This is a genomic window from Streptococcus sp. UBA3373, from assembly GCF_002360305.1.
In the GTDB taxonomy this organism is placed as follows: domain Bacteria; phylum Bacillota; class Bacilli; order Lactobacillales; family Streptococcaceae; genus Streptococcus; species Streptococcus alactolyticus.
The window spans coordinates 1-14559 of sequence record NZ_DEQF01000052.1; the positions used below are offsets into that span (position 1 = coordinate 1).

At 40.5% G+C, this 14559-nt stretch carries 13 protein-coding genes; 1 reads left to right on the forward strand and 12 read right to left on the reverse strand.

Annotation, left to right across the window (positions count from 1 at the left end; genetic code table 11):
* Nucleotides 1-98: 98 nt before the first annotated feature.
* The 5 genes from B3R79_RS06615 to B3R79_RS06635 all read right to left on the reverse strand — a co-directional run bounded on the left by B3R79_RS06615 (nt 99) and on the right by B3R79_RS06635 (nt 5811).
* A complete protein-coding gene (locus B3R79_RS06615; RefSeq protein ID WP_168261388.1) occupies nt 99-1031 on the reverse strand; it encodes an ABC transporter ATP-binding protein in 933 nt (310 codons plus the stop codon).
* Nucleotides 1031-2077, reverse strand: coding sequence for an ABC transporter ATP-binding protein (locus B3R79_RS06620; RefSeq protein WP_293695834.1), 1047 nt, complete (start codon nt 2075-2077; stop codon nt 1031-1033). Before B3R79_RS06620 ends, B3R79_RS06615 begins: the two co-directional genes overlap by 1 nt.
* Before the next feature lie 10 nt (nt 2078-2087).
* The gene (locus B3R79_RS06625) at nt 2088-3119 is read right to left on the reverse strand and encodes an ABC transporter permease (protein ID WP_168261390.1); all 1032 of its coding nucleotides are present in this window, start codon (nt 3117-3119) and stop codon (nt 2088-2090) included.
* Between the two features lie 10 nt (nt 3120-3129).
* The gene (locus B3R79_RS06630; RefSeq protein ID WP_168261391.1) at nt 3130-4044 is read right to left on the reverse strand and encodes an ABC transporter permease; all 915 of its coding nucleotides are present in this window, start codon (nt 4042-4044) and stop codon (nt 3130-3132) included.
* 111 nt (nt 4045-4155) lie between these two features.
* A complete protein-coding gene (locus B3R79_RS06635) occupies nt 4156-5811 on the reverse strand; it encodes a peptide ABC transporter substrate-binding protein (RefSeq protein ID WP_293695839.1) in 1656 nt (551 codons plus the stop codon).
* Nucleotides 5812-5986: 175 nt separating this feature from the next.
* Here B3R79_RS06635 and pbp3 point away from each other — a divergent pair, with 175 nt between their 5' ends.
* Nucleotides 5987-7216 (forward strand): D-alanyl-D-alanine carboxypeptidase PBP3, encoded by a 1230-nt coding sequence (pbp3, locus tag B3R79_RS06640; RefSeq protein ID WP_206151232.1) that lies wholly within the window; start codon nt 5987-5989, stop codon nt 7214-7216.
* 73 nt (nt 7217-7289) lie between these two features.
* On the opposite strand, the gene sufB is transcribed toward pbp3, so the two are convergent.
* From sufB to mecA, 7 genes are all read right to left on the reverse strand, one after another.
* A complete protein-coding gene (gene sufB / locus B3R79_RS06645; protein WP_154455417.1) occupies nt 7290-8708 on the reverse strand; it encodes a Fe-S cluster assembly protein SufB in 1419 nt (472 codons plus the stop codon).
* Entirely contained in the window at nt 8709-9161 is a 453-nt protein-coding gene (sufU, locus tag B3R79_RS06650; protein ID WP_154455418.1) for a Fe-S cluster assembly sulfur transfer protein SufU, read from the reverse strand.
* On the reverse strand, nt 9148-10380 hold the full coding sequence (locus B3R79_RS06655; RefSeq protein ID WP_168261394.1) for a cysteine desulfurase: 1233 nt from the start codon (nt 10378-10380) through the stop codon (nt 9148-9150). The genes sufU and B3R79_RS06655 overlap by 14 nt, the downstream gene beginning before the upstream one ends.
* A 1-nt stretch (nt 10381) precedes the next feature.
* A complete protein-coding gene (gene sufD, locus B3R79_RS06660) occupies nt 10382-11644 on the reverse strand; it encodes a Fe-S cluster assembly protein SufD (RefSeq protein WP_168261395.1) in 1263 nt (420 codons plus the stop codon).
* Nucleotides 11645-11721: 77 nt separating this feature from the next.
* A complete protein-coding gene (gene sufC / locus B3R79_RS06665; protein ID WP_154455421.1) occupies nt 11722-12492 on the reverse strand; it encodes a Fe-S cluster assembly ATPase SufC in 771 nt (256 codons plus the stop codon).
* A 123-nt stretch (nt 12493-12615) separates the two neighbouring features.
* Nucleotides 12616-13773, reverse strand: coding sequence for a glycosyltransferase family 4 protein (locus B3R79_RS06670; RefSeq protein WP_293695850.1), 1158 nt, complete (start codon nt 13771-13773; stop codon nt 12616-12618).
* Nucleotide 13774: 1 nt separating this feature from the next.
* Nucleotides 13775-14530 carry an adaptor protein MecA gene (gene mecA, locus B3R79_RS06675; protein WP_293695853.1) on the reverse strand — a complete coding sequence of 252 codons (756 nt, stop codon included), beginning with the start codon at nt 14528-14530 and terminating at the stop codon, nt 13775-13777.
* Nucleotides 14531-14559 lie beyond the last annotated feature (29 nt).

Below are 14559 nucleotides of genomic sequence, written 5' to 3' on the forward strand. Positions count from 1 at the left end.
TAAATACTAAATCTATTGTCAAGAGAATTTGAAATTTTTTTCTTAATACACAAAAAACAGTAGTCGTATTTGACTACTGTTCTGATATAGCAAAGAGTTTATTGATGCATTTTTCGGTACTCTTCGGCTTCTTCTGGTGTTGAAAGGACAAAATGTCCTGGAGTGATTTCGTGCATTTGACGTTCTTGTCCGTCCAATTCCTGACTTGGATCGTACTCAGTGTGAACACGAGTGCGTTCTGACTCTGGATCTGGCTCAGGAATAGCACTTAATAGGCTCTTAGTATATGGATGGATAGGGTGGTTATAAACGTCGTCAGATGTCCCTATTTCAAGCATTTTACCCCAGTGCATAACCCCAATACGGTCAGAGATGTATTTCACCATTGAGAGGTCATGGGCAATGAAAAGGTAGGTTAAGCCTTGTTCTCTTTGAAGTTTTTGCATTAGGTTAACAACCTGTGCCTGAATTGACACGTCCAAAGCTGAAATTGGCTCGTCAGCGATGATAAATTTAGGTTGTACAGCCAATGCGCGTGCAATACCGATACGTTGACGTTGACCACCTGAAAACTCGTGTGGGTAACGTGTTAAGTGGTCTTTATTCAAACCAACCAAGGCAAGCAATTCTTGAACTCTTTGGTCACGCTCTTCTTTCGTTTTAACCAATTTATGTACATCAAGTCCTTCTGCAACAATATCACGGATTTTCATACGTCCGTTCAAGCTGGCTTGAGGATCTTGGAAGATCATTTGAACATTTTTACGGAATTCGTGTAATTCTTTTCCTTTTAGATGAGAAATGGTTTCACCGTCAAAGTCAATCTCACCTTTACTGATATCATATAATTTTAGGATAGCACGACCAACGGTGGTTTTCCCTGATCCTGATTCACCCACAAGACCAAAGACTTCACCTTCATAAATATCAAAACTGATATTGTCGATCGCTTTTACTTCGTTCCTTTTTCCTTCGTTAAATGACAATGACACATTTTTAAGCTCGACAAGCTTTTTTTTGTTTTCAGTCATTAAGCTTTTCTCCCTTCAAGCTCTTTCCATTTCGCCCAACGTTTTTGAATTGGCAATGGTGGTTCTACTTTAGGCGAGCGTTCATCTAATAGCCATGTTGCAGCGTAATGCGTATCACTCACTTTAAAGAGTGGTGGTTCTTCTTCGTAATCAATATCTAAAGCAAATTCATTACGTGGTGCAAAGGCATCCCCTTTTGGAGGATTAAGAAGATCTGGTGGTGTTCCAGGAATAGATTGAAGGCTACCTGTTTCTGTGTCTGTTGTTGGCATAGAATTCAACAATCCCCAAGTGTATGGGTGTTGTGGATTGTAGAAAACTTCATCTACTGTTCCATACTCAATGATTTTACCAGCATACATAACAGCAACACGATCAGCCATACCAGCAACAACACCTAAGTCGTGGGTAATAAAGACAATTGATGAATTACGTTCTTTTTGAATTTTCTTCATCAAGCTCAAAATTTGGGCTTGGATCGTTACGTCTAGGGCTGTTGTTGGTTCGTCGGCAATCAAAACATCTGGGTTGGCTGCTAGGGCAATAGCGATAACGGCACGTTGACGCATTCCCCCTGACCATTGGTGTGGGTAATCATTGATATGTTCTTCAGCTTTTGGAATACCTACACTTTTCATCAATTCCAAAGCACGTTTGAGAGCTTCTTGTTTTGATACTTTTTCGTGAATCATAATTGGTTCAGCGATTTGTTGACCAATTCGCATAGTTGGGTCAAGACTGGTCATTGGATCTTGGAAGATCATGGCAATTTCATTCCCACGAACTTTAGTCCATTCGTCTTCTTTAAGGTCAAGCAATTTTTTGCCCATAAAGTCAATATCACCTGTAATGTTCGCATTAGGAGCTGACAAGCCCATCAATGTTTTAGTTGTTACAGATTTACCTGAACCTGATTCACCTACGATAGCAAGGGTTTCCCCTTTTTTAAGGTCAAAATTGACATCGCGAATCGCTTTAATTTCTCCAGCATAGGTGTGAAAATCTACTCGGAGGTTTTTAACTTGTAAAATTGTTTCTTCACTCATCTTTTTCCTCCTAACGATCACCAGATTTTGGATCAAATGCATCACGAAGACCATCACCCAATAAAATAAAGGCAAGTGAAATCAATACCAAGGCCATTGAAGGTAGTATTACTTGATATGGATAGTATTGTAAGTATTCTTGAGCATCCGTAATCAATGAACCTAGTGAAGCCGTTGGTGGTTTTACCCCTAGGTTAATCGCAGAAAGGACTGCTTCATACATGATGGCACTTGGAACGGTCATCATGATTTGAACGATAATAATCCCTGAAATATTTGGAAGGATATGTTTAAAGGCAATTTTTGGTGCACTTTCACCAAGCGAACGAGCTGCCAAAACAAACTCTTGTTCACGGTAAGATAAGGTCAAGTTACGCACTTGACGCGCCATTGAAGTCCATCCAACGATGGCAATTGAAATGATAATTGAAGTAATACCATTTCCTAGCAAAAGACCAAGCATGGTAACGATAACCAAGTTAGGAATTGATGAAACAACCTCGATAATACGTTGCATGACCATATCGACGCGTCCACCAACGTAACCTGAAATCAGACCATAGGTTACCCCGATTAAAAGGTCAATCAATGTCGCAACAATCGCGATAAGAAGGGAAATACGTACCCCAACGATGATACGTTTGGCAAGGCTACGACCTAGGTTATCTGTACCTAAGATGAATTTTGTTCCTTCAGGAACCCCTTGTTCTTTATAAACATTAGTTGGTTCTGTGTTTCCAGAATAAGTAATGGTACCATTCCAGAATGGAAGATCACCACTTAATTTCGGTGGAAGGTTACGGTAAGTCGTCACTTCCTTTGTATTAAAGGCGTTGGCTTCATCACGGGTTACAAAAGCAACTGAAGCAATTGAGAAAACGATCAAGAAAGCTAAGAACCACATTGAAATAACGGCTAATTTATTTTTCTTGAGACGACGCCATGCATCTTGCATAAAAGAAAGAGCAGGCTTCTCAATTTTTTCTTGCATATTTGCTGAACCGATGCCAACAAGTTTAAATTCTCTATTTTTTTCTGCCATCTTTTTCTCCTTATTGCAAGCGTACACGTGGATCAACTATACTTGTTGCAATATCTGTGATCAAAATAGCTACCATCAACATCATTGCATAAACAATAGTAGTTCCCATGATAACGGGATAATCTTTAGCAGGGATAGACGTTACAAATTGTTGTCCAATTCCTGGAATTGAGAAAATTTGTTCAATCAAGGCAGAACCTGTTAGAAGGTTAGCAGCCATTGGTCCTACTAACGTTAAGACAGGAATCATTGAGTTACGGTAAGCGTGTTTGCGTGTGACTTGACGTCTTGTCAAACCTTTAGCAATAGCTAATTGGATGTAATCTGAACTCAATGTTTCAATCATTTGACCCCTAAAGAATCGTGTCACTTGAGCAAAAACTGGAATAGCTAAGGCAACTGATGGGAGGACAGTTTGAGCAAACGTACCCCAACCAGCTAATGGGAATAGATTCCATTTAAATCCGAACAATACCAACAAGAATAGACCTGTAATGAAAGATGGTACTGAGATACCTAATGTTGAGATAACACTAAGCACACCATCAATCCAGTTATTTTTGTTACGGGCTGAAGCAGCACCGACTAAAATACCTGAAACCAAACCAATGATAAGAGCTTGCACACCCAATTGTACAGAAACGCCCAAGCGTTGTGAAATCAAACGTGATACTGGTTGGTTGATTGATTGGTAACTTGTTCCAAAATCACCATGAAGAACATTCCAAAGGTAAGTAAGATATTGTTGCCAAACAGGTTTATCCAAGCCATATTGCTTGTTCATCATAGCAATCATTTCATCTGTTAGTTTTGGATTGTTATAAGGAGTCCCAGGCATAACTTGCATGAGGAAAAACGACAGGGTAACCACGACCCAAAGTGTTACAAGTAGAATCGCAACACGTTTAAGAATGTATTTTATCATAATATTTCCTTCTCTTTATTGCTTTTGTTGGCAGGATAAGACCTTTCCTGTCAACAAAAGCAAGAATTGGTCATATCCAATTCTTGCCCATTAGTGAATGCTGCTTAAAGATTATTCTTTATAGGCATAGGTGAAATCAACTTGCAACCCTGTTGAATTACGAACAAGTCCTTTTAATGAAGGATTTTGAAGTGATTCTGTGCTACGGAAGTAGATTGGGTTGTAGTCTGCATTTTCATAAAGAATTTTTTCTGCTTCTTTATAATCTTCAGCAGCTGCCGCTGGGTCTAGAGCATCTGTTGTCACAGCTTTTTCGTAAGCCGCATCATACTCTGGACTTGACAACTTACCGTAGTTGTAAGATGAATTGCTTGTAAATAGACTATAGAATGTTGAACCTTCTGGGTAGTCACCGCCCCAAACATTCATAACAACATCAAAGTTTTGGTTCTTAGAATCTTGCAAACGTTGTTTGAATGTGACAAATTTTTCTTCAACAGTTAATCCTGGAAGAGCATCTTCCCAAGTTTGTTTGAGGTAGTCAACAGAAGCTTTCGCAACTGAGCTATCTGCATCTGAGGTAACCGTCAAGGTCAATGAGTCTGTTCCAAGTTCAGCTAAACCTTCTTTGAAGAGTTTTGCAGCTTCTTTTTCATTGTAGCTGTATCCTGGAGCAACGTAATTTGTCAAATCTGTACCGTCAGGTAATTTTTCAAGTCCGTAAGGTACCAAAGCAGTTGCTGGTTTAGAACCTGTATCAATCGCTGCTTTAACGATTCCTTCACGGTCAGTTGCTAAGTTAAGGGCTTGACGAATTTTTGTATTTGTCAATGCTTTAACAGAACCTGATTGGTTGTAAACCAAGTAAGCTGTTGTTGCTTCAGGAACATCTACAACATCTTTATTGCTCTTGTTGGCATTGTAGATAGCTTCTGTACCAGAAATGCTTGCGGTATCCAATTGACCGTCTTTGTACATTTGAACAGCTGTATCTGGTTTTTTGATGGTTTGGATGTTAACTTTTTCATTCTTAACATCTTTGACATCCCAGTAGTATTTATTTTTAACTAATGTAAATGTACCGTTTGTTCCGTTCCAATCTTTTACAGTGTACGGACCAGAATAAAGGGCTTTGTCTGAACTTGTTCCGTAGTCATCGCCTGTTTTTTCCACGAAAGCTTTACTTTGTGGCATGAAGTTTGTGAATGACAACAAGCTCATGAATTGTGGTGATGGGCTTGACAAAGTAAAGATGACTTTATTACCATCTGCTTTGACACCAAGTTCATCAACACTCTTTGTTCCGTTGATAACCTCTTCGGCGTTCAAAACGTGGGCATCTGAAACTAAGTAAGCATACTCTGAAGCTGTTTTTGGATCAACGATACGTTGCCATGTGTAAACGAAATCTTCAGCTGTCAAGTCACTTCCGTCTGACCATTTAAGGTTGTCACGCAAAGTGGCTGTGTAAGTAAGACCATCATCTGAAACTTCGATATCTTTCGCTGCTAAATCTGGTTGCAAATCACCATTTTTATCGCGACGAAGCAAGTTACTTCCTGAGTTACCAATAGCAATAGATGAATAAGTATCCGTTACTTTTGAAATATCTAAAGTGCTAATTTCAGTTGGTAAGTACCAATTAATTTCATCTTTCGATGAAGACGTTGTCGAGCTGCCCCCACCACAAGCTGTCAAAACAGCTGCAGAAACAAGGGTTACAGCTCCTAAGCTAATGCGTTTCCATGCTTTATTATTTAGTGACATGTGACGCTCCTCCTAGTTGTTCTCTAAAAATTATATTATTTGACAGATAAGATTATAACATAAATTTATCTTAAAGAGAATACTTTTGTCAGAATTTTTTGTCAGATTATCTCCCATGCAAACTGTGATATAATGGTAGATACCTAATTATTTTAATAGACAAAGGATGGAATTGATGAAGAAGTTCATTGCTTGTTTGGCCATTTTGATGGCTTTCTTTACCGTTAAAGTTTCTGCCGATGATTTTGACGTTCCTGCCAAGCACGCGATTGCTGTGGAAGCAACGACAGGAAAGGTCTTATACGAAAAAGATGCAACTACGCCTGCAGGTATTGCATCAATCACAAAAATTTTAACGGTTTACATGGTTTACAAAGAGATTAATGAGGGCCATTTGTCTTGGGATACGCGTGTTCCCATTTCAGATTATGCGTATCAGTTAACAGCGAATTCGGACGCCAGCAATGTGCCCATGGAAGCTCGAGAATACACTGTTGAACAATTGGTTAATGCTGCCATGGTTGCCAGCGCCAATAGTGCCGCTATTGCACTTGCGGAGCAAATTGGTGGAAGCGAAAGCCATTTTGTGGATATGATGAAGGAACAACTAAAGGAATGGGGCATTACAGATGCAACGTTAGTCAACGCTTCTGGTCTAAACAACAGTTACTTGGGCGACAATATTTACCCTGGTTCTAGCAGTTCAGATGAAAATATGATGAGCGCTAGAGATGTGGCTATCATTGCTCAACACCTTATCAACGAATACCCTGATATTTTGAAAATTACCAATCAAGCGACAGCTGATTTTGATGGGACAACCATCCATACCTATAATTATATGTTAAAAGGGATGCCTTATGAACGCGATGGCGTGGATGGCTTGAAAACAGGAACAACCGAATTAGCTGGTGCGTCTTTTGTAGCTACTTCTGTTGAAAATGGCATGCGTGTGATTTCCGTCATTTTAAATGCAGACGACTGGGAAAACAATACCTATGCTCGTTTTGAGGCAACAAATGATTTGTTGGATTATGTTAAAGCCAATTTCGAGATGAAAACATTGATTAAATCAGGTGATAGTTACCAAAAGAGCAGGGCTCTTGTCAAAGACGGTAAGGAAAAATCAGTCACAGCAGTCGCTGAAAAAGATTTGAAAGTGGCTTGCCGTATCAATACTGAACCAAGTGCAACTTTTAAAACGGAGGAAAATGGCTACGAAGCTCCAATTCTCCAAGGTCAAAAAGTTGGAACCTTTAGCTACGATGACAAGCAGATTGTCGGAACAGGCTATTTGGAGTCAGAGCCTAGTGTGACAGCCGTCGCAAAAACCAACGTAGAAAGAAGTTTCTTCCTCAGAGTTTGGTGGAACCATTTTGTGACTTTCGTCAACGAAAAACTCTAATAATAACCTTTTCAAGTAAAAAAATAGGGCTTACCTTATAACAAGGTAAGCCCTATTTGTGTGGCGTTCTCTATTATCCAACAGAACCTTCCATTTCATAACTGATTAAACGGTTCAATTCAACGGCGTATTCCATTGGTAATTCTTTGGTGAATGGTTCAACAAATCCCATAACAATCATCTCTGTCGCTTCTTGTTCAGAAAGGCCACGACTCATGAGGTAGTACAATTGTTCTTCTGAAATCTTAGAGACTTTAGCTTCATGTTCCAAAGCGACTTGTGAATTGTGGATTTCGTTAAACGGAATAGTATCTGAACGTGACAAATCATCCATGATAATGGTGTCACATTCGATGTGGCTGACCGATTTCTTAGACTCTTTGTTGAAGGTTACTTGTCCACGATAATCCACTTTTCCGCCACCTTTTGCGATTGATTTTGACACGATAGATGATGACGTGTGTGGGGCATTGTGAATCATTTTTGCACCTGTATCTTGGTGTTGCCCCTGATTAGCAAAGGCGATTGATAACATAGTACCACGCGCTCCTTCACCGTCAAGGTAAACAGATGGATACTTCATGGTTGTTTTGGCACCAAGGTTTCCGTCAATCCATTCAACCGTAGCATTCTTTTTCGCGGTAGCACGTTTCGTTACCAAGTTATAAACGTTATCTGACCAGTTTTGGATGGTTGAATAACGCATATAGCTGCCCTCGAGAGCAAAAATCTCAACAATAGCAGCGTGCAAGCTGGCAGATGAATAGTTAGGAGCCGTACAGCCTTCCACGTAATGAACACTTGCTCCTTCATCTACGATAATCAGCGTACGTTCAAATTGCCCCATCGCTTCATTATTGATACGGAAATAGGTTTGAAGCGGGATATCCACTTTAACCCCTTTTGGTACGTAGATAAAAGTTCCTCCAGACCAAAAGGCTGAGTTTAAAGCAGCCAATTTATTATCTGTTGGCGGAACTAATTTTGAAAAGTATTTTTTAAAGAGGTCAGGATATTCTTTCAAAGCAGAATCCGTATCTGTGAAAATAATACCTAGCTTGTCATACTCTTCTTTCATGTTGTGGTAAACAACTTCTGATTCGTATTGGGCTGAAGCACCAGCCAAATACGCACGTTCTGCTTCAGGGATACCAATTCGTTCAAAGGTTTCTTTGATTTTATCTGGAACGTCGTCCCATGAACGGGCAGGTTTGTCAGACGCTTTTTGATAATAGGTAATGTCGTCAAAATTGATATCTGACAAATCAGGGCCCCACGTTTGCATAGGCATTTCATTAAATATTTTTAGGGATTTCAAACGGAAATCGAGCATCCATTCAGGTTCGCCTTTTTCCGCTGACATTTCACGAACAACCTCTTCGCTGATTCCTTTTCCCGTAGAAAAGACAGGCGTGACATCATCGTGAAAACCAAATTGATATTCCCCAAGATCAATTGGTTTTGGTGTTACTTTTTCATTGTTTTCAGACATTTAATCACCTTCTCTATCGTCATTATCATCCATTGCAATCGCTTTTTTGAGCGCATTCCATGCAAGTGTTGAACATTTGATTCGTTGAGGGAATTTAGACACGCCTGCCAAAAAGGCTGCGTCACCTAATTTTTTTTGTTCTGCAGAGCTTTGTCCTTGGACCATTTCTGAAAAAATCTCAGCTAAAACCAAGGCTTCTTCCTTGGTTTTGCCAATCACTGCATCAGTCATCATGCTTGATGAGGCTGTTGAAATGGTGCAACCGTCGCCATCAAAAGCAATATCAGCAATACGGTCACCATCGAATTTAACAGAAAGTGAGATGACATCTCCACAGGTTGGATTATTCAAATGAACAGGTGTGGTATCATCAAGTTTGCCATGGTGGTGGGGATTTTTAGAATGGTCCGCCACAACCGCCATGTAGAGACTATCTAATTTAGAAAGTGCCATTGAAAAACTCCTTTGTCTTGACCAAGGCTTCCACCAAACGGTCACAATCTTCCTTGGTATTATATATGTAAAAACTTGCACGAACAGTTGATGGAATACCTAAATGAGTAAGTAGTGGTTGGGCACAGTGGTGACCAGCACGAACAGCAACCCCTTCATAATCCAAGGCCGTTGCCACATCATGCGGATGCAAACCTTCTACATTGAAGGCAATCACTCCCATGTGCTGGCTAGGGTCTTGTGGCCCATAAACCGTCACACCATCAATGGCTTGCAATTTTGGAAGGACATAGTTAACCAATTCTTGCTCATGAGCATGAACGGCGTCCATTCCGATATTGGTCAAGTAATCAACCGCAGCACCTAGAGCAATAGCTCCTGCAATATTAGAGGTTCCTGCTTCAAATTTCCATGGCAATTCTTTCCACGTTGCTTCTTGTTCATAGACAAAATCAATCATTTCACCGCCAAATTCGACAGGGGACATGCGATTTAGGAGTTCTTCTTTGCCATAAAGCACGCCAATACCTGTTGGACCTAGCATTTTATGGCCAGAAAAAGCAAAGAAATCGCAATCTAAATCCTGAACGTCAATAGCCATGTGAGGGGTTGATTGGGCACCGTCAACTACCATATAGGCCTCAACTTGATGAGCCAGCTCTGCCATTTCTTTAACGGGTTGCACAGAGCCTAACACATTAGACACATGGGCAATGCTGACAAATTTTGTCTTGGCATTGAGTTTTGCTCGGAAATCTGCCATATCAAGCTGGCCGTCTTTGAGGTAAACATACACGAGTTTTGCCCCTGTTTTACGGCACGCTTCTTGCCAAGGAATGAGGTTTGAGTGGTGTTCCATAATGGAAATCAAAACTTCATCATCTGCTTGTAACACTTCTTCTGCAAAACGAGCCACCCAGTTTAACCCTGTTGTGGTACCTCGCGTAAAGAGAACTTCCTTGGTCGATTTGGCATGGATAAATTGGCGGACTCTTTCACGACTGATTTCGTAAAGAGAGGTGGCACGCTCAGCAAGTGTATGCACTCCTCGGTGAACATTAGCATTCGTCGTGTGGTAATAATCGTTAAGAACATCAAGAACAGCCTGTGGTTTCTGTGTGGTCGCAGCATTGTCAAGATAAACTAAAGGTTCATCATTGACCACTTGGTCGAGAATAGGAAAGTCTTGATAAATTTTGTGAGCATCAAATGCAGTCATTTTAACGATTCTCCAATTTTTTATCTAAGACGTCAATCATTTCGTCATGTACTTCTTTGACTGGAATTTCTGTGATAACAGCGCCCAAGAAACCACGAATAACCAAGCGTTCTGCTGTATCCTTATCCAAACCACGGCTCATCAAATAATACATATCTTCTGGGTCCACTTGCCCGATAGAGGCAGCGTGACCAGCCGTGACATCATTTTCATCAATCAAAAGAATCGGGTTGGCATCTGAACGTGCCTTATCTGAAAGCATCAAGACACGGCTTTCTTGCTGAGCATCCGCCCCTTTAGCCCCATGAACAATATGTCCAATACCATTAAAGGTAAGGGTCGCACGTTCTAAAATAACCCCATGTTGCAAAATGTGACCAATAGAATTGCAACCGTAGTTTGTCACTCGAGTATCCACACCTTGCACTTGGCGTCCTGATGAGGCAGCGACGACTTTCAGATTAGCATGGCTACCATCTCCATACAAATCAGAGTCAAAGTCAGCAATCACATTACCTTCGTTCATGACACCTAGCGCCCAATCCACACTAGCATCTTTGCCATGACGGGCACGACGGCTAATATAAGTCGTTACGTTATCACCAAGACGGTCAATAGCCGAATATTTCACCTGACTACCATCGAGGGCAATCAATTCAACACCAATATTAGCGGTAGCTTTGGCATCTCCTTCACCAATTGTTTCAAAACGCTCTAAGTAATTCACGCGACTATTGCGTCCAGCGATGATGAGCACATGTTTGTTAAATGGCACCGCACTTGCTTTGTCTTGGTAAAACAAAGCTTCAATAGGCTCGTCAATTTCAACATTATCGGGAACGTAAAGCACTGCCGCACTGTTAAAATAAGCCATGTGGTAGGCTGCTAATTTGTCTTCCTTGGCTCCACGCGCCTTACAAAAGTATTTTTCAATAATATCAGGAATTTCTTCTAAAGCAGCGTAGAAATCCGTGAAAATCACACCTTGGTCAATCAAATGTGTAGGTAATTGTTCAAAAACAGTTTGTGTCCCTACTTGAACAAGTTTTGGATTGTCCCCAAGTGCTGTAAAATCAGGCACATTTGCCATAGCTTGGTCTTCTGAAAGGGTCCCGTCACCTAGATTCCAACGATGAAATTTGACACGATTAATTTCAGGTAAATCTAGGTGTTTGATGCTATTAAAAGCAGCCAAACGGCTATCTTGTAGCCATATGGGTTCTGCCTTGCTTAGTGAGAAATTAAGAATAGCTTCTTTTGTCATAAGTTGATGTTTACTCCTTTTTATCCTAATTTACGCGAGTAGAACCTACTGAAATTAGTAGGTTTTGACATCATTCATTACACTTCTTCCTCGTAGGTCAAACCAAGTTCTTCGGCGATTTTAGCGTAACCTTCTTTTTCAAGACGAGCAGCAAGTTCCGCACCGCCTGATAGTACAACGCGTCCATCCATCATGATATGCACAACATCTGGTGTAATGTAGTTCAAAAGTCGTTGGTAGTGAGTGATAATCATGGCACCAAAGTCATCACCACGCATGGCATTAACCCCTTTTGAAACAATTTTAAGAGCATCAATATCAAGGCCTGAGTCGATTTCGTCAAGAAGGGCAAATTTCGGTTCAAGCATCAACAATTGGAGGATTTCATTGCGTTTTTTCTCACCACCTGAGAAGCCTTCGTTGAGGTAACGCTCTGCCATTTCTTCTTTCATACCAAGAAAAGCCATTTTTTCATCTAATTTTGTGATAAAGTCCATCACTGAAATCTTGTCTTCATCTTCTTTTCCAGCATTCATAGCTGCACGGATAAATTCGGCATTGGTAATACCAGGAATTTCAGATGGGTATTGCATGGCAAGGAAGAGCCCGAGGCGAGCGCGCTCATCCACTTCCAATTCAAGGATGTTTTCGCCATCTAGCAAGATTTCACCTTGAGTCACTTCGTAGTTGGGATTTCCCATAATAGCGGCAGACAAGGTTGATTTCCCTGTTCCATTTGGTCCCATGATCGCAGCAATCTCACCTGTTTTGAGGGTCAAATTGACACCTTTTAAGATTTCCTTATCTTCAATAGAAACATGAAGATCTTTTATTTCGAGTACAGACATGTGTACGTTCCTCCCATTCATCAATATCGAATATCGCGATAATTTTCAGAAAATTACCGCATTTCTATAAGGCTATTACCCATTATAACAAAAAAAGCCATTTAAGGCTTTTTTTATTGCTTATTATTTTCGACGTTGCTTCCATTGCAACATAACAGCTTGGCGGTAGTCGCTATTTCCGATAAATTTAAGTGTATTAAAGAGTGGCGTACGACCAACACCCCAAATTTCCAGTCCTTCGATAAAGACTTCGAGGGCAAAGGCCAGACCGATAATCAATAACATGCCACCGACACGACTTGATACATTAAGCAACAAAGCAATCAAAGAGAACAAAATAGCAATGCCATAGACCACCAAAACCGCACCACGATGGGTAAAACCCATTGCTAGCAAGCGGTGATGCAAATGCATTTTGTCAGCTTCTGTGGCAGGACGACCAGATAATTTGCGTCGAATAATGGCAACTGTTGTGTCTAAGATTGGCACCCCAAGGATAATCACTGGTGTGATAACCGCTACTGCCGTCGAATTTTTCAGACCTTGCAGTGATAGCACTCCAATCATAAATCCGATAAAGAGGGCACCAGTATCCCCCAAATAAATAATAGCTGGATGATAGTTGTAAGGGAAAAAGCCTGCAATACAAGCAATTAACAGCAAAATGGTCAAGGTCAAGTAAAAATCCGTTTGCGGTAAAAAGAAGTAGGACACCAAAGCCATGGTTCCAAGGCTGATAATCGATACCCCACTAACCAAACCATCCAACCCATCAATCAGATTCATGGCATTGGTAATGGAAATAATCCAAAAGACCGTCAAAAAGAAGGTCACAACCGAATTAAACTCTAACAGCGGCCCGCCAAATGGAATTTTAAAACTATCAAAACGAAAGTCCGTAAACGCCCAGACAATGACCGCACCAATAATGATACCCAGCATTTTGGTCCGAGGCTTTAATTCAAAAATATCGTCAATATAACCTGTCGCCGTGATGATTAAAGCAGCGATAACCACAGGTAAAATGTAGTCAAAATAAGACACTACCCCTGGTATGCCTTTTAACACCTTTGGCATTAAAATCAAGGCAGACACCAAAAAAGACAGGAAAATGGCTAGACCACCGCTACTTGGCATAGGAACCTTGTTGATGCGTCTGGCATTGGGATTGTCAACAGCTCCCACACGAAAGGCGATAGAGCGAACAATCGGCGTCAAAAATAAAGACAGCAAAAAGGCACCAATCAGGACAAGAACGTAATCAATTGTAAATGGTATCATATTACATCAACTCAATCATTTTTAATTTTGTTAGGGCTGCAGTTGAGAGCATCTCAATACCATGTTCTTGTAAATATGCACGTGTTTTTGTCCCTGGGTTAGCGTATTCCAATAAACGCGCATACATCAAATTGGCATAATAAGACGGTTGATTTTGCAAATCAAGCAAAATCGTCATGTGGTAACTGTCTTGGTCCTTGTAGAGTTCAGACTCTTCAACTGGAAAATCAATGACTTTGGCAAAGGCAACGACAGACTTCAAGTCTGGAAAATCAAGCACATAGTGTACATAATCTGACGGATTGATATCCTCATCAGATGCTTCTGCTTCTTCTTGACTTGCCATAGCAGCGTCTGCTTCATTTTCAAGCATCGCTTCGACTTTTTCAAGTTTTTCATAGGCATCTGTATCCCCTTTTGACAACATGGTTTGTTCAAGTGTCTTGAAAAATTCTTCTGGGGACATATTTGACACGTCATCAAAAGCCGCTAAATCTTCAAAATTCAAATCTTTATTGAGTTCTGATTTGGTCACAAAGACATCAATACGGTCTTTTCTTGGAGTCACGCGGAAGCTAAGCATACCGCTATCTTTAAAGGTATCTGGCAAATCCAATTCATCCATGACAGAATAGAAGAACTCTTCTGTCTTTTCTTGTGGAATCAAAAAGTCTTTCAATTCCATACCACGTTCTTCCAAATCTTCCATACTAATCGTTATTTTAAGTGTTGTTTCACTAATCTGTTTCATTTCCATACTAAATTACCTCGCACGAGTAGTCATTA